Here is a 15,740-nt window from a genome sequence, read left to right as displayed (position 1 = left end):
CTCCGTCAAGCACTTGGCTTTCCTGCCCTAAATCGCTGATCATGGCCGCGTTTCGCAACAGCAGGAAGACGAGGCCATTCAGATGCAGAGGAATAAAATCCGCTTTTGCGCGGTTGCCATTGCGATGGCTGCGGCAGCTGCCGCCCACGCCTCCTCCGGAGACGCGTGGCAGCAGTTTGCGACCGAGGTCGAAGGCAAATGCAAGCAGGCGGCGCGTGCCTCGATCGAGTTTCCGCATGCCGTCGTCGATCCGTTTGGCAGCGAGCACTACGGCATCGCACTCGTGACCGGCAAACCGAAGGGTGCGAATGGCTTCGTCAGCTATTTCTGCGTCTATGACAAGCAGACAAAAGAGGTCGAGCTCGGCAGCGAACTTGAGACCAGCGACATGCGGATTCTGCCCGAAGAATAACGTCGTCAGCCATCTGTTGCACAAACGTCACAGGTCTGCGCGTCAAACCTGTTGATTGTCATGCTGCGTATTTTGACACCGATACATAGCCGTTCCTAGATGCAAGCGCAGCATGCGTTTACGGACTCAGGGCAATTTTCGATAGGTCGCTTAATTAGCTGAAATCCATATTTCGCCGGCGTTTTGACAGGTACTTTTGGGGCATAAGTCATGGTCATGAGCTTTTTTCGTCGCGCAGAAGACGGCGGCAGGTCGCTGTCGACAACAGGATACCGACCCGCATCAATAACCGATGAGCGCCCAGCCGCCGATGAGCCGCTGCGCTACGCCATCCCTGACGTCAACGACTTCGCCGCTTTCGGCTCCGCGCTGGAAGAAAACCAACGGACATCGGAAGACCTTCTGTCGAGCCTCGCCTCGCTGCAGGAGCGCGTGTCCTCGCTGCTCGGCACCCACAGCCAGTCGCTGAACGAAACCGGCGCGCTGCGCGCCGAATGCGCGCGCATCAGCTCGCTTCTCGACTATGAAAGCAATGCACGCCAGAAGGCTGACCAGGACAACGTTCGCCTCAGCGCCGAAAACAAGGATTTTCGCGCCGACAACACACAGCTTCGCTCCGAGATCGAGGCTTTCCGCGACGAGCTGACCAAACTTCAAGGCATCCATCAGGTCACCCGCGAGGAATTCACGATCATCGAAAACCGGCTGCTCGACGCCGAGCGGGAGCTGACGGATCGCGCCATCCAGTTCGATGAAGCCTCGACGCTGCTAAAGCGCGCGCAGACGGAACTCGACCAGCGCAGCCGCGAGCTCTCGGCCACGCGGGAGAAGCTCGACAACGAGACGACCGCGCATCAGCTGCTGATCGAAACCTCGCGACGCGAGAATGGTGTGCAGGCCCGCGAAATGGCGCGCCTCAACGAGGAGCGCAGCCACCTGAAGTCCAGCCTCATCGAGCAGGAGGCGCAGGTGCGCAACCTGCAGATGGCCGTCGCCAACCTGAAGCAGGACCTCTCGCTCTTCGAGGAACGCCACAAGCGGCTCGAAGTCGAACACGAAACCCTGCAGGCATCCTCCGCGCTCGAGATTGCCCATCTGACGACGAAGCATGAGGCGATCGGCTCCAAGGCCGAACTCGTGGAGAAGCTCCTTGTTACGGCAAACGGCCGCAACAAGATGACGGACGAGGAGCTGCAGGCGGCACGCGCAGACCTCAAGCGCGTCAAGTCGGAACTCGCCACCTCGCTGTCCCGCTCGGAGCGGCTTGCCGAGGAGCTGCAGCGTGCACGCACGACCGGCGCCGAGAGCGAAGCTGCCCGCCGCGAACTCGCCACGCAGGCGAACGAGCTGACGCTCAAGCTGCGCGAGGCTGAAAGCCTGCGCGTGCGCCGCGACCGGGATGCCGATGCGCTGCGCCGCGACATCGACACGCGCATGGATTCGGATCGCTATGAAATCGGCCAGCTGCGCACCAGCCTTGAGATCGCCAAGTCGGAGATCCGGCAGCTGCGCGCCGAGCGCGCCATCCTCTCGGGCCAGTTGGAAGTCGCACGCAGCGAACGGTCCGGCGCAGTGGCAGCGGCGGTTGCCCTCGATGAGCCTGAGGACGTGAGAATGCCGGCTGCAAGCTTCACGCCGATGATCGACATCTCGGAGAAATCGCTGCGCGCCCCGTCAGCCGACAGCACGCCAGCCGAATAAGCTCGATGGCGCCAGGCTGGGGTCTGGTGCCAAGTCTTGCTTTTGCCTGTATTGTATTGGTTTCTTAAGGGCTAAGGCAGTTCGCGTGAAGAAGAACTCGCGCGATCTGCTTCAGGTCCTTGTTCTCGTGCATGTCCGGCTTCGAAACCGCTTTGCACTTTCGGCGGACATGCCTTGGCCCGGAGGGAACCATGGCACTCGGCTCGTCGCATCGCTTGCAGGATGGCATCGAAGCCGTCGAGACCATGACGCGCTTCGCGTTGGCGATCCTGGCGCTTGCCTCTGGCGTCTATACCTATCTCGGCGTACGAAGCATCCTCGACGGCTCGGCAACCGCGGTGTTTTTCGCGGCGCTCATCTATTCGAGTGCTGTTTCGGTGGCGATCTACGCCTTCTGGACCTACATGGCCCGCTTCTATCCGCATGTGACGGGCACCGGCGGGCGGGCCGCCATGCTCGGCGTCATGGCGCTTGGCTGCGCAATGATTATTGCCATGTCGAGCTGGCTGAATGCGGCTGCGCTGGCCGGTTCCGCCGCGCTGGAACAGCATCTCGCGGAAACGCTCGAAGACTACACCGCTGATCTCGATCAGGCGCACCAGAACGCGCTTGCCGCCCAGAGCCTGCTGCCCGACATCCAGCGCACTCAGGAGCGTTTCCAGCGCCTTGCCGACCAGGAGCGGGAGACCGGCGCACTGACCGGCACGACCGGAGCCGGCAGCGTCGTTCAGCTTCTGTCGCAGATGGCCTCGCAACTGACCGAGCTGGAGAACGGTATCAATGCCTCTCGCGAGCGGGTGACGACGCTGTTCGACCAAGGACGGAAACACCTCGAGACGATGCGGACGCTGGTTTCAGCGCCAGGCGCGATCAACCCGCGCGCAGATCAATTCTCCGCCGAAGTCGTTGGTCTTTCCGGTGTCATCACCTCGCTGGAACAGACCTCGATCGCGCCATCGGTCAAGCGCGCCGCGGAAGACCTGTCGCTCGGCTTCATCGCCCCGGTGGCAGACGGCCGCGAAGCGGATCTCGTCAACCGGCAGGATCAGGTCATGGAGACGATCCGATCCTCCGTCGCGGCGCAATCCAAGGTGCTGTCGCAGGCTGCCGACCAGATCCTCGAGCGCAAGCCGGTGGCCGAGCGGCGCTTCGTACCACTGTCATCCGCCGAGGCCGTGCTGCGCTATGCCGGCGACTTCATTCCAAGCTGGGCGGGGGCCATCTCGATCGACATCCTGCCAGCAGTCTTGATCTTCATGCTGTCCATCGTCCATTCGACGCTCCGGCGCCAGGAGCAGCGGCTGCCCTTCGCCGAGCGGATCACCGCTGCCGAGTTGCTGCAGGCGCTGGAGGTCCAGCGTGAAATCCAGCGCAACGGCGTTGACCTCGAAACCGCCATCGGCGCAGCGGAGCGAGCCGAAGGGACGGACCAGTCGAATGTTGCGAGCTTCGACCTGTCAGGCAAGGGACCACGCAAGGGGCCGCCGGCATGAGACTGGAAACGGCGGGGCGGAAATTGAAGAGCTACGTGCTGTCCGCCGATGACGGCACGTTGATGCGACATGCCTTCCACGCGCTGCTTGCCGCCGCCGCCGTCTTTGTGGTCATCGACTGGCGTGAAATCAGCGCCGCCGGTCCCGATGTTCCAGCCTACGATCCTGCCATGCCGGACGCCCTGCCCATGCTTCCGCCGGCCCTCACGCAAGGCCAGCCACACAGCGCACCTTCCGAGGTCACCACGGACCCTGAACTTCTGGAAAAGCCGATCCGCTTCGAGCTGCAGCCGGGCGGCGTCCTCATCGCACAAGGTACGATCGAGCCGGGCGCGGCCGTACGCTTCGAGGCCGAGATCAAGGCGCGTGGCGAGTATGTCAGAACCGTCTCGCTCGACTCGCCGGGCGGATCGATCGGCGACGCGATCGCAATCTCCACGGTTATCCGGGAACGCAAGATCGCAACCAGCGTCGCCGGCGGCGCGCTTTGTGTTTCCTCCTGCCCGATCATCATGGCTGGCGGCGTCGTGCGCACGGCGGACAAGGATGCCGTCATCGGCGTGCATCAGATCTTCAATGGCACCAGGGAGAAGCTTTCGCCCGAACGCGCCATGTCGGAAGCCCAGCGCACCACGGCCGATGTGACCCGGCATCTCGACAAAATGGGCGTAAAGCCGGGGCTCTGGATCCACGCCATGGAGACGACGCCCGACAGGCTCTACTATCTCTCGGCGGATGAAATGAAGGAACTCGCGCTCGTTTCATCCCCTGCCCCGGCGGCCAGGAAGACGAAATAGGACCAAGCCAGAACGTGCGTCATCCGGTCGACGCGGCGGTGAAAACCGCCAGCTGAGCGTCGAATGCGCGCTTGTATGCGGGCCGCGCTTCGCCGCGAGCGACATAGGCAGCAAGGTTCGGATATTCGTCCAGGATGCCTGATCCTCTCGCCCGGAGCAGCGCCGACACCATCTCAAGGTCTCCCGCGCTGAACGCGCCGTCGAGCCACTCGGCATCGCCAAGCCTGTTGGAAAGGTCCCTCAGCCGCCGACGGATGCGGTCATCGACCATGGACAGGCGCTCCTCGTACCACGGCTTGTCACCCTCGAGGTATCGAACGATTTCACGATCGACGATCGTCGGTTCCATTGTGCTGACCGCGGCAAACATCCAGGTGATCGCACGCGCCCTGGCATCCGCGTCATCAGGCAAGAGACCGGCATGGCGCTGCGCAATATGGAGGACGACTGCTCCCGACTCGAACAGGGCGAGATCGCCTTCCTCATAGGTTGGGATTTGCCCGAAGGGCTGAAGCGCGAGATGCGCTGGCTCCTTCATCGCCTTGAACGACAGTAGACGAACCTCGTAAGGCTGCCCCACCTCTTCAAGCGCCCAGCGAACGCGCATGTCCCGCGCCAGTCCCTTGCCACGATCGGGCGAGCGCTCGAAGGCCGTAATTGTAATGGTCATCGCCGTTCTCCATAGCTGTCTTGCTTGAAGACGATTTTCCGAACGAAGCTCCTACAATCAGATCGATATAAAGGTGTTCATCGCGGCTGCGGATCAGGGAACTTCCAACTTCCATCCAGCACTTGCGGCTGTGGTCGGTAGAGCCGGACCGTATAATTCCATCCGGCCTCAATGGGCAGACAATTGGCCACCTTGCCATCGCAGCCACCAAACTGGACCTCAATGGAACCGTCACTGCCTTTGGTCGCCGTCAGATTGTTGACGGAATAGGCGTTCTGCGAATTGGGTACGAAGAAGCCTTCGCTATTGTAGCGGCTGATCGACCAGAAGCCATCGACTGGAACACCAGGGGGAACGCGCAGCGTATAGACCGTCTTTCCGTCATTCTGCGGCGGCGTGACGGCGATGTACATCGCCTCGCTATCGGGATTGCCACCCCAGCCGGCCGCCGCCCCGATCAGGTGGTGGACGGGATCGACCTGCTCCTTGCTGCCGAATGCCCGGTCGAAGCTGCCCATGGTGGCGTTCAGCGCCAAGAGGGCGCTGCGCACCTTATCCTGGCTGACCTTGTCCCATGTGGGCAGCTCCAGTTTGCCAGGGCCGCCGGGCTGCCCAACCTTGATGGCATCCTGCAGCTTGTGAACCTCGTCGGCATCACCCGTCTTGCCGGGGTCGATCAGGGTGCGGATTGCAGCAAGGACGTACCGCGTGCCGACGCGGTCCTTGGTCAGCGTATGGCTTCCCGCGCCATGGAATACGTCGATGACGTAGTGATCCTCATTCAGGATCATCAACGACATGAAGCGATTTCCGGAATCCGGCATGGTAATCGTCACGGGACCGGCGTCGAGGTCGAAAACGCCGCTCGAATAGAGCGTATCGCGGTTGCCGCGCACCACAGCCTGGTGATCGACGTCGAACGTATCGCGGCGATGGAACAGCTTCCCGAGGCCGCCCTCCTTGGCTGAAACCGCAAAATACATGTCGCTTTCCGCGCGCACAAAATTATCGGGCGTCACCTTGATAGCGTCATCGGCCACCGCTGAACCTGCCATGAACAGGAGGCCTATGATTAATGTCTGTGAAATCTTCATCATTCGAACCTCCCTCGAGCGCCGTACCTCGGAGCGAGACACAGTCACTTCGCGCGACGGCCGAACGATGCCCAAGCGACGCAGCGTCGGGAAGTACGTTACGGTAACTAGCAACCGTAAATGACCGCGTTTGGCGCGAAGTGGGTATCAGCGCATGGCGCCGGGACCAGTGGTCGGACGGCTAAGGATGTAATGGGTCTCCGTGGTTGACGTTTCCAAAAAGCCATGCCTGCGATAAAGGGTGCCGACAGGGTTCCACAGAAGATACTCAAGTGACACTGGAAGGTGCATTTCGTCAGCGAGCGAAAGGCAATGGCGCAAGACTCTCGATCCAATGCCTTGCCCGCGAAATTCTGTCAGGATGTAAAACTCGCCAAACTGCAGGTGATCCGCGTGCCGCTCCAACGATACCGTGCCTATCGCGCTCCCATTTAACTCAATCAGCGAAAAGGGCCTGGCTCGTAATTTCTGGTGGTGAACATCTCGCTGATATTGCTCGTCCCAGCCCCAGTGACGCTTGATATGAGGACCCATCGCTTCGGCTTTCACCCGAAACGAGAACTCATGGTCCGATGCCACGAGCGGAGGGAACCTGATATCTGGCAAAAGGTCGGGAATTTCCATCATTCGATTAGACCAGCTAACGATAGCGATGTCATGCTCGCTGTTGGCGCTTTGCGGACAAGGTGCGATCGTTTGGTTCGGCCCCTTTGCAGACACATGAATCGATCTGTAGACTCTATCGGCATAGCGGAGACATGCATGAACGAAATTTCCCTGACGTCCATCATCCCGATCCTCTTTGTGCGTGATGTGCCGGCGAGCGCCCGATTCTTTAACGAGAAGCTCGGATTTGACGTCGATTTCCTCCACGGTACGCCGCCGTTTTACGGTGCGGTGTCACGCGGCGCGGCCTGTCTGCATCTTCGGTGTGTCAGCAAACCGAATTTTGCCGATCTGGCAGCACGCGAGGTCTCGCTTATCCTCGCTACAATTGAGGTTTCGGACGTCCACGGGCTGTTTGAGGAGCTGAAAGGACGCGGCGCGGAGTTTGCGCAGGAACCAACCAGCCAGCCCTGGGGTGGAACGGACTTCCATGTCCGTGACCCGGACGGCAACGTGATTTCGTTCGTCGCGTACGAATGACGGAACCACAGCAGCAGTCGTGAAGTGACCGACGGCCAGAACCGGTTCGCAGCCGCCTTGATGGATCGCCCTTGCGGGGGCTATATGGTCACATGCCCGCCCTGGAACGATCCGCGCATCCCGCATAACCATCATGCGCTCGATACCGACCAGCTCATGCTTCCCGACGCCTTCACCCGCGCCGATTTTCCTGCCGCCGCAAAGGGACATGTCCTTGCCTCCGGTGCGGCTGACCTGACCTGTACGATCAATGCAAAGGCCACGAAATGACCGATACCAAATGGGACGCCGCCGTCGTCGATAGCGGTTCGATCTACTGGAAGCGCAATCTGGTCATTTCGCTGCTCGGCTCCTTCACGACGATCGTCGCGATGACGCTGCTCTTGCCCTTCCTGCCGCTCTATGTCGAGGAACTTGGTGTCAGCGATCATGCGGCGATCGTCCAGTGGTCCGGCATCGCCTATGGCGCGACCTTCCTGGCCGCGGCCTTCGTGGCGCCGCTCTGGGGCCGGCTCGGCGATATCTATGGACGCAAGCTGATGCTGGTGCGCGCCAGCGCCGGGATGACGGTTGCCATCTCGCTGATGGGCATGGCCGATAACGTGTGGCAGCTCGTCGCTCTCCGCCTGTTCGTGGGTCTTGCGGGTGGCTACTCGTCCGGCTCGATGGTGCTGGTCGCCACGCAAACGCCAAAGGACCGTTCTGCCTGGGCACTCGGCGTTCTCGCTTCCGGCATCATGGCAGGCAACCTCGTGGGTCCACTGATCGGCGGAGCACTGCCGCCGCTGATCGGCATCCGCAGCACGTTTCTCGCCGCGGGCGGGATGATCTTCCTGGCGTTCCTCGCGACGACTTTCCTGATCAAGGAAGAGAAGTCCCCTGCCCGCAAGCAAGCCGCGAAGGCGAGCGGTGGCTGGGCCTCGATCCCGGACAAGGGCCCCGTCATCGCAATGCTGGCAACCGGGCTGCTGCTGATGCTCGCCAACATGTCGATCGAGCCGATCATCACCGTCTATGTCGCGCAGCTGGCGGAAGATCCCGGCAGGGTAACAATGATTGCAGGTGTCGTCATGTCGGCGGCGGCCCTCGGCAGCATCCTGTCGGCCTCGCGGCTCGGCAAGCTAGCGGACCGTATCGGCCACTGGCCCGTCATTGCGGGCGCCCTTGCGGTGGCCGGGCTGTTGTTGATCCCGCAGGCATTCGTGACGACCTCCTGGCAGCTCATCATTCTGCGCTTTCTGATGGGCGTGGCGCTCGGCGGACTGTTGCCCTGCATCTCGGCGGTCATCCGCCACAGCGTGCCTGACAGCGCAGCTGGCAGCATCCTCGGCCTGTCGGTCTCCTCGCAATATGTCGGCCAGGTCGCCGGACCCGTGCTCGGCGGCTTCGTTGGCGGCCACATCGGCATGCGGGCCGTGTTTCTCGGAACCTGCGTGCTTTTGATCGCTGGCGCCGCCTACGCCTGGCTCGTACGCCCGCGAGGGACCTGAACAAGCCTACATCAGCAGGTAGTCCACCGGGGTCGGGAGCGGCGGCAGGTCCGTTTCTCCCAGCGCCTCGCGCAGATTGATCTCGATCGTATCGGCAAGGGCGCCGATCGGCAGCGCGTTCGGCTGGTTGCCGAAGGGAGCTTCCAGCTCATCGCCCAAGGCATCGAGGCCGAAAAAGGTGTAGGCGACCAACGCGGTCGCAAAGGGCATGAACCAGCCGAGAACGTCGTCGAAGCCGAAGGGCAAGAGCAGGCAGAAGAGATGCGCCGTGCGATGCAGCAGCAGCGTGTAGCCGAACGGAACCGGCGTCCAGCGGATACGCTCGCAGGAGGCCTGCGCCAGCGTCAGCTCTCCGAGCGTCTTGTCGAGGATCTGATAGGAGATGTCCGACAGCATGCCCTTGGCACGCAGATCGGCGAGTTCCCGCGCAATTTCCAGCGAGATCGCCTCCGGCGGCGTGCGGCTTGCGTGATAGCGGGCCTTCAGTTCAGGCGACAGCAGACGCTCGACCTTTTCGCGGCCGCTGCCGGCGCGTAAGTGCGGCACGAGTGACTGGATGAAAGCGATGACGAGGGTCACAAGGCGTCTGCGCGCGTCGACGCCAGCCTCGCCATGTGCGGTTTCGAGGATCAGCGTCTGTCGCGCAAAATGACGCGCGGAGAAGATCATCTGTCCCCACTGCTTGCGCGCCTCCCACCAGCGGTCGTAGCAGGCGTTGTTGCGGAAGCCGAGAAAGATGGAGATCGCGATGCCGAGAAGCGCGAACGGCGCGCCGCTGAACACCGGCAAGGTGCCCGGCCAGACGCTGTGGACGAGGACCACGAGCGAGGAGAGGAAGCCGGTCAGCAGAATCTGAGGAAAGACCTGCTTGATGATCGAGCCGCGAAGAATGAAGAAGAGTTTAAGCAGGCTGGGGCGGGGGCGCACGATCATGACGCGGACTTCTCGGTCGTTCGAATGATGGGGCTTCGGCTCTCCTCCCTACAGCCGAGCGAATGGCCGCGACAAGCGCGACCATTTTATTCCGATGAGATGCGACTGATTTAGCTGTCGCTTTCGCTGCGGCCGAATGCCCAGTCCATGTAGAGTTCGAACGCCTTGCGGGTGACCGGCCCCTGCTGGAAATCGCGGCCATCGAGACGGTTGATGCCGACGACCTTGGAGTAGTTGCCAGTGGTGAAGATCTCGTCGGCGCTCATGAAGTCCTCGACCGAAAGCGTCACCTCGCGCACCTCGAAGCCCGCCTTGCGCAACAGGCCGATGACGCGGGCGCGGGTGATGCCGGCAAGGAAGGTGCGGTTGGCGACCGGCGTCGAGACGATGCCATCCTTGACCATGAAGATGTTGGAAGATGCCGTTTCGGCGACATTGCCGTTCATGTCACGCATCAGCGCGTTATCGAAGCCGCGGCTCTTGGCTTCAGCGATGGCGCGGCCGCTGTTCGGATAGAGCGAACCGGCCTTGGCGTCCGTCATAGCCGTTTCCGGCGACGGGCGACGATAGGGCGAAACGGTGAGCGAGTTCGGGGCGTTGTTGCCGAGCGGAGCCTCGAACAGGCACAGTGCGAAGCGCGTGGACTCACCATCGACGGTAACAACACTGCCGGCCGAGCCGTGCTCGCCCCAATACATCGGCTTGATATAGATCGGCGTCTTGCCGTCGAACTTCCTGATGCCTTCCCAAGCGAGCGCCTCGATCTCCTCGGCGGTCTTTACGGGCTTCAGGCCCATGGCAATGGCAGAGCGGTTGACGCGCTGGCAATGCAGGTCGAGATCAGGCGCTATGCCGTCAAACCAGCGCGCGCCATCGAAGACCGTCGAGGCCAGCCACATCGCGTGCGAGGTCGGCCCGATCAGCGGCGGATTGCCGGCAAGCCACTCTCCCTCGACATAGGTCCAGGTGTTCGAGCGGGGCGATGTGTCGACGGCCATTGGCATCCTCCTTCAAAAGTTCGAAGAGCAGAAATCCCCGTGCGAAGCGGCGGTCAAGCGGAAATCGACGCCCCAGAATCCTAAGCAACAAAATGGCGAAGGACCCTCGCAGGGAGTAATATTCGTGCGGGGCCCTTGAGCGCCGTCGATGGGTATATCACGGAAAATCATGGATCGCGCGGTTGGAAGCGACAGCACAGCCATGCAATCTTAGGCCGCACGCGCTGACGAGGAGTGACATCGATGAAAGCCATGTTCTATGACGCCTTCGAGAAGGCTCCCGAGATCCGCACCCTGCCCGATCCGACACCCACCGAGGACGGCGTTGTCATCGCGGTCGGCGCGACCGGGCTTTGCCGCAGCGACTGGCACGGCTGGATGGGCCACGATCCCGACATCAAGCTGCCGCATGTGCCGGGACATGAGCTGGCCGGCAAGGTGGTTGCAACCGGAAAGGGCGTTGTCCGCTTCAAGGTCGGCGACCGGGTGACCGTCCCCTTCGTTTCCGGCTGCGGCCATTGCAGCGAATGCCATTCCGGCAACCAGCAGGTCTGCCCCAACCAGTTCCAGCCGGGCTTCACCCATTGGGGTTCGTTCGCGGAATACGTGGCGATCGACTATGCCGACACCAACCTCGTGCATCTGCCCGACAGCATCGATGACGCGACCGCTGCAAGCCTCGGCTGCCGCTTTGCGACATCGTTTCGCGCTGTCGTCGACCACGCGCGTACCGGCCCCGGCGAATGGATCGCCGTGCACGGCTGCGGCGGCGTCGGGCTTTCGGCAATCATGATCGCGACCGCGCTCGGAGCAAACGCCATCGGCATTGATCTGTCCGACGAAAAGCTTGCCTTCGCCCGTGAATGCGGCGCCGTGGCGACGATCAATGCGAACAGTGTCGCGGACGTGGCGGAAGCGGTGCGCGAGATCACCAAGGGCGGCGCCCATGTCTCGATCGATGCGCTCGGGCATCCCGTAACCTGCTTCAACTCGATCAAGAATCTCCGCCGGCGCGGGCGGCACGTACAGGTCGGCCTGATGCTCGGGGAATATGCGGCGCCGCAGATCCCGATGGCACAGGTGATCGGCCACGAGCTGGAGATCTATGGCAGCCACGGCATGCAGGCCTGGCGCTACGACGCGATGCTGTCGATGCTGATTTCGGGCAAGATCGCGCCGCAAAAGCTGATCGGACGACGGATCACGCTTGAGGAGGCGATCCCAGGTCTGATGACGCTTGATCGGGCGGAAGGGATCGGGATCAGCGTCATCACGCAGTTCTGACAGCCCACAACCGACCTCAATCAAAAAGAGCATTTCAGTTTGTAGTATTATTATGGTTGTATTTCATACTGTCCACACCGGATGAACCGGTATGGAGAGGAAAATGGCAACGCGTTTCATTCTTTCTATCGACGGCGGCGGCATCCGTGGCATCATTCCAGCCGTCATCCTAGTCGAACTGGCAAGTCGCCTTGACGGGATACCGCTACACAAGGCCTTCGACCTGATTGCGGGAACTTCCACCGGCGGCATTATTGCAGCCGGCCTGACATGCCCTCACCCGTCGAGGTCCGGCGAGGCAGCCTGTACGCCAGACGAGCTGCTCGGCCTCTATGTGAACGAAGGCGGCGAGATCTTCAAGAAACCGCCGCTCGCCGACGTCATAAATCCGTTCGGTCTCAATGATCCGAGCTACAACGCCGATATGCTCGAGGCAAAGCTGAAGCAACGCCTGGGAACCGCGACGCTGGACAAAGGCCTGTCCACTGTCCTCATCCCGGCCTACGACATCCGCAACCGTACGGCGCTTTTCATGTCGAATGCAGACAAGAAGAACAGCAATTTCCGTTATTGGGAGGCGGCACGCGCGACCTCGGCTGCGCCGACCTATTTTCCACCGGCGCTGATCGAGCGCGTCGGGGTCAAGAAACAGGACGAACGTTTTGTGCCGCTGATCGACGGCGGCGTGTTTGCCAACGACCCTATTCTCGCGGCCTATATCGAGGCCCGCAAGAAACCCTGGCAAGGCGACAGGCTGGTCTTCCTTTCGCTCGGCACCGGGCAACAGAACCGTCCGGTTGCCTATCAGGAGGCGAAGGACTGGGGCGCTATCGGCTGGATGCATCCCGCCTATGATACGCCATTGATTTCAATACTGATGCAGGGGCAGGCAAGCACGGCTTCCTATCAGGCCAACGCGCTCCTCAACCCCGCCGGCACGGATATCGAATACTCCACCGTCGTCACCGACGAGAACATCGAGAGGCTCGATTACTTCCGGCTCGACCGGCAGCTGACGCAGAAGGAGAACGACGCTCTCGACGATGCTTCTCCCGGTAACATCGCAGCGCTGAAGGCCATCGCGGCATCCATTGCCAAGGACAATGCGAGGGCCCTGGAAGAAGTTGCAAGGCGCATTCTGGCGGCGCAGGAAACCGGCCAGGAGAACGCGGCCGCTTGAAGCGGAGGGCGCCCAAACCCATATGTGCCGCGACAAATCGCGACAGCGACGTTCGGCGGCTGCGGGTTGCCAAGGGCTTCGTAAAGGTCTAACGGGCTCGCCGCCAAGAAAAAGAAAAGCGAGACATGATGTCCAACTCATTTGTGAAAGCGCCTGCCCAGGCGAGCGCGAAGGTTTACTTCGTGCTGGGCGATCGGATCGAGCGACGGGCTCGTCTGCACGGAACCTGGCTCAATATCTTCGACATTACTGTGGCTCCGGGTAACGGGACGCCGCTGCACCGCCACGCCAGCCCCGAGGTCTTCCGGATCATCGAAGGCCGGCTGGCGTTCCGCCGCGCGACGGAGACCGGCCTGGAGGAATTCGAAGCCACGGCGGGCGACATTGTCCGCATCGAGGCGAATCAGGCGCACGCCTATTCCAATCCCGGTCCCGACGCCGCTGTCTTCTCGGCGATCGTCGACAGCGACATGGCCGACTTCCTGGAAGCTGCCGGTTCGCAGGAGGCGCCGAAGGTGACGCCTTCGGCAGAAACGATGGAACGCATGAAGGCCGCAGCCAACGCGCACGGCATAACCATCCTGGCGGCCTGAGCCTTTCAAGAGCCGCCCGGACTGCATGTTCGCGCGGCTCCCCTCTCCTACAAGATACTGTCACATTAAGGCGCTATAGGCGATTTTGCTTGCGGGCCTCTTGCGCTCGCTCCTGTTCCTCTCCAAAATTGCGACATGCCTGACAGCGACCCCTCCAGTACCAGTTCTGCCCGTTCCAGCCGGGATACTCCGGCCGACGATGGCAGCGACCACTGTAGAAAGAGCGACACCGTTCGCTTCAGTGCAAGGCATCCAGCACACAGCGCGGCCCCTTCCTCAATCATTGCGGTAACTAGACTGCGTCGCCCTGCGTCCGGACGTAATCACGCCCATTGTTTTCATCTTGAAAGGAGCGGCCCGTCTGGCGCGGCCGCATTGAACCATTGATATTCTTCGACTGGATATCCGACCCTTCCGCCTGGGTTGGTCTGGCCACCCTCATTGTGCTCGAGATCGTTCTCGGCATCGACAACCTCGTTTTCATCGCCATTCTCGCCGACAAGCTCCCGCCACATCAGCGCGACCAGGCCCGGCTGATCGGCCTTGCGCTCGCGCTGCTTATCCGTCTGGCGCTGCTTGCCTCCATCGCCTGGGTGGTGACACTGACAAGGCCGCTATTCACAATCTCAGACTACGGCTTTTCCGGCCGCGATATCATTCTCATCGTCGGCGGCCTTTTCCTGCTCTTCAAGGGCACAATGGAGCTGCATGAACGGCTCGAAGGGCATGTCGAGAGCAGCGAGAAACGGGTGGCTCATGCCGTTTTCTGGCAGGTCATCGTGCAGATCGTCGTGCTCGACGCGGTCTTCTCGCTGGACAGCGTCATTACCGCCGTGGGCATGGTCCAGCACCTGCCTGTCATGATGATTGCAGTCGTCTTCGCCATCGGCGTCATGTTGCTGCTCTCCAAGCCGCTAACCGCCTTCGTCAACAAGCACCCGACAGTCGTTATCCTCTGCCTGGGATTCCTGATGATGATCGGCTTCTCACTGATCGTCGAAGGTTTCGGCGTCCACTTGCCGAAGGGTTACCTCTACGCCGCGATCGGCTTCTCGGTCACCATCGAAGCGCTGAACCAGCTGGCCCGCCACAATCGCGAGCGACTGATTACGCCAACCAACATCCGCGAGCGCACCGCCGACGCGGTTCTGAATCTGCTCGGCGGCAAGCGCCCGCAGGTCACACTTGGTCCGACGGCCGATTTGATTGCCGAGCAGACAGCCGAAGACGAAGTCTTCTCGACCGAAGAGAAGGACATGATCCAGGGCGTGCTGGCGCTCGCTGGGCGATCGGCGAAGTCGGTGATGACCCCACGCATCGATATCGACTGGCTCGACCTCGATGCGCCGCAGGCAGAACTCCAGCACCGAATCCTGGATCTCGGCCATTCGCGCTTTCCCGTAGCGCGCGGCAGCCTCGATAATTTCATCGGCGTCGCCAGCGCTCGTGACCTTCTACGCGACATAATTGTCGACGGGGCGATCAATCCGGAGCGCTCCATTCGCCAGCCGCTCGTCGTGCACGAGAGCATCAGCGCACTGAAACTGATGGAGCAGCTGCGGCAATCCAGCCAGGCGGTTGCGGTCGTGCTTGACGAGTACGGCGATCTGGAAGGCATGGTGACACCGACCGATCTTCTGGAGGCGATCGCAGGCGAGTTTCCCGATGAGGACGAGGAAAAGCTCACGATCGAACGCGGTGACGACGGCTCCTTGACGGTCGACGGCTGGATCGACATTCGCCATGCCTCCAAGCTGCTCGATGCCAATCTCGTCGATGAGACCGACCGATATTCGACGCTTGCCGGTTTCATTCTCTGGCATCTTGGCCATCTTCCGCACGAGGGCGAAGGCTTCACGACGGACGAACTGGCCTTCGAAGTCGTCCGATTGGACGGCCGCAACATCGACAAGGTGCGTGTCCAGCGTATCGAGGAAGCTGCATAAACA

General features: G+C 61.5%; 16 protein-coding genes. 11 read left to right on the top strand and 5 right to left on the bottom strand.

The window, feature by feature from the left end; genetic code table 11:
- Positions 1-82 precede the first annotated feature (82 nt).
- The 4 genes from JNB88_RS19980 to JNB88_RS19965 all read left to right on the top strand — a co-directional run bounded on the left by JNB88_RS19980 (position 83) and on the right by JNB88_RS19965 (position 4,403).
- A complete protein-coding gene (locus tag JNB88_RS19980) occupies positions 83-412 on the top strand; it encodes a hypothetical protein (RefSeq protein ID WP_220356953.1) in 330 nt (109 codons plus the stop codon).
- Positions 413-622: 210 nt separating this feature from the next.
- Positions 623-2,113, top strand: a complete 1,491-nt coding sequence (locus JNB88_RS19975) for a coiled-coil domain-containing protein (protein ID WP_220356952.1) — start codon at positions 623-625, stop codon at positions 2,111-2,113.
- Positions 2,114-2,304: 191 nt separating this feature from the next.
- Positions 2,305-3,606 carry a hypothetical protein gene (locus tag JNB88_RS19970; protein WP_220356951.1) on the top strand — a complete coding sequence of 434 codons (1,302 nt, stop codon included), beginning with the start codon at positions 2,305-2,307 and terminating at the stop codon, positions 3,604-3,606.
- A complete protein-coding gene (locus JNB88_RS19965) occupies positions 3,603-4,403 on the top strand; it encodes a COG3904 family protein (RefSeq protein ID WP_220356950.1) in 801 nt (266 codons plus the stop codon). The genes JNB88_RS19970 and JNB88_RS19965 overlap by 4 nt, the downstream gene beginning before the upstream one ends.
- 19 nt (positions 4,404-4,422) lie before the next feature.
- Here JNB88_RS19965 and JNB88_RS19960 read toward each other — a convergent pair whose 3' ends face one another.
- The 3 genes from JNB88_RS19960 to JNB88_RS19950 all read right to left on the bottom strand — a co-directional run bounded on the left by JNB88_RS19960 (position 4,423) and on the right by JNB88_RS19950 (position 6,794).
- Entirely contained in the window at positions 4,423-5,073 is a 651-nt protein-coding gene (locus JNB88_RS19960; RefSeq protein ID WP_220356949.1) for a glutathione S-transferase family protein, read from the bottom strand.
- A 77-nt stretch (positions 5,074-5,150) separates the two neighbouring features.
- A complete protein-coding gene (locus tag JNB88_RS19955; RefSeq protein ID WP_220356948.1) occupies positions 5,151-6,170 on the bottom strand; it encodes a DUF1214 domain-containing protein in 1,020 nt (339 codons plus the stop codon).
- Between the two features lie 144 nt (positions 6,171-6,314).
- A complete protein-coding gene (locus tag JNB88_RS19950) occupies positions 6,315-6,794 on the bottom strand; it encodes a GNAT family N-acetyltransferase (protein WP_223217263.1) in 480 nt (159 codons plus the stop codon).
- Between the two features lie 135 nt (positions 6,795-6,929).
- Here JNB88_RS19950 and JNB88_RS19945 point away from each other — a divergent pair, with 135 nt between their 5' ends.
- Genes JNB88_RS19945 through JNB88_RS19935 form a run of 3 tightly spaced genes read left to right on the top strand, consistent with a single transcriptional unit; the run spans position 6,930 to position 8,803 of the window.
- Positions 6,930-7,313 carry a glyoxalase superfamily protein gene (locus JNB88_RS19945; protein ID WP_262928080.1) on the top strand — a complete coding sequence of 128 codons (384 nt, stop codon included), beginning with the start codon at positions 6,930-6,932 and terminating at the stop codon, positions 7,311-7,313.
- A 24-nt stretch (positions 7,314-7,337) separates the two neighbouring features.
- Complete coding sequence (locus tag JNB88_RS19940; RefSeq protein WP_338111017.1) at positions 7,338-7,583, top strand: YbhB/YbcL family Raf kinase inhibitor-like protein; 246 nt, start codon at positions 7,338-7,340, stop codon at positions 7,581-7,583.
- The gene (locus JNB88_RS19935) at positions 7,580-8,803 is read left to right on the top strand and encodes a multidrug efflux MFS transporter (RefSeq protein ID WP_220356946.1); all 1,224 of its coding nucleotides are present in this window, start codon (positions 7,580-7,582) and stop codon (positions 8,801-8,803) included. Before JNB88_RS19940 ends, JNB88_RS19935 begins: the two co-directional genes overlap by 4 nt.
- A gap of 6 nt (positions 8,804-8,809) precedes the next feature.
- On the opposite strand, the gene JNB88_RS19930 is transcribed toward JNB88_RS19935, so the two are convergent.
- Both JNB88_RS19930 and JNB88_RS19925 read right to left on the bottom strand, forming a co-directional pair.
- The gene (locus tag JNB88_RS19930; protein WP_220356945.1) at positions 8,810-9,736 is read right to left on the bottom strand and encodes a bestrophin family protein; all 927 of its coding nucleotides are present in this window, start codon (positions 9,734-9,736) and stop codon (positions 8,810-8,812) included.
- A gap of 110 nt (positions 9,737-9,846) precedes the next feature.
- On the bottom strand, positions 9,847-10,734 hold the full coding sequence (locus JNB88_RS19925; protein ID WP_220356944.1) for a branched-chain amino acid aminotransferase: 888 nt from the start codon (positions 10,732-10,734) through the stop codon (positions 9,847-9,849).
- Positions 10,735-10,977: 243 nt separating this feature from the next.
- Between JNB88_RS19925 and JNB88_RS19920 the strand changes: the two genes are divergently transcribed.
- The 4 genes from JNB88_RS19920 to JNB88_RS19905 all read left to right on the top strand — a co-directional run bounded on the left by JNB88_RS19920 (position 10,978) and on the right by JNB88_RS19905 (position 15,737).
- On the top strand, positions 10,978-12,018 hold the full coding sequence (locus JNB88_RS19920) for a zinc-dependent alcohol dehydrogenase family protein (RefSeq protein WP_220356943.1): 1,041 nt from the start codon (positions 10,978-10,980) through the stop codon (positions 12,016-12,018).
- A gap of 103 nt (positions 12,019-12,121) precedes the next feature.
- Positions 12,122-13,198, top strand: coding sequence for a patatin-like phospholipase family protein (locus tag JNB88_RS19915; protein WP_220356942.1), 1,077 nt, complete (start codon positions 12,122-12,124; stop codon positions 13,196-13,198).
- A gap of 125 nt (positions 13,199-13,323) precedes the next feature.
- Positions 13,324-13,791 (top strand): cupin domain-containing protein, encoded by a 468-nt coding sequence (locus tag JNB88_RS19910; protein ID WP_220356941.1) that lies wholly within the window; start codon positions 13,324-13,326, stop codon positions 13,789-13,791.
- Between the two features lie 386 nt (positions 13,792-14,177).
- A complete protein-coding gene (locus tag JNB88_RS19905) occupies positions 14,178-15,737 on the top strand; it encodes a TerC family protein (RefSeq protein ID WP_220356981.1) in 1,560 nt (519 codons plus the stop codon).
- Positions 15,738-15,740: the final 3 nt, after the last annotated feature.

It is taken from the genome of Rhizobium cauense (genome assembly GCF_019511525.1).
Classification (GTDB): Bacteria; Pseudomonadota; Alphaproteobacteria; order Rhizobiales; family Rhizobiaceae; genus Rhizobium; species Rhizobium cauense.
The sequence above is the reverse complement of the archived record's forward strand: the minus strand, read 5'-3'. Positions and strand labels throughout refer to the sequence as shown.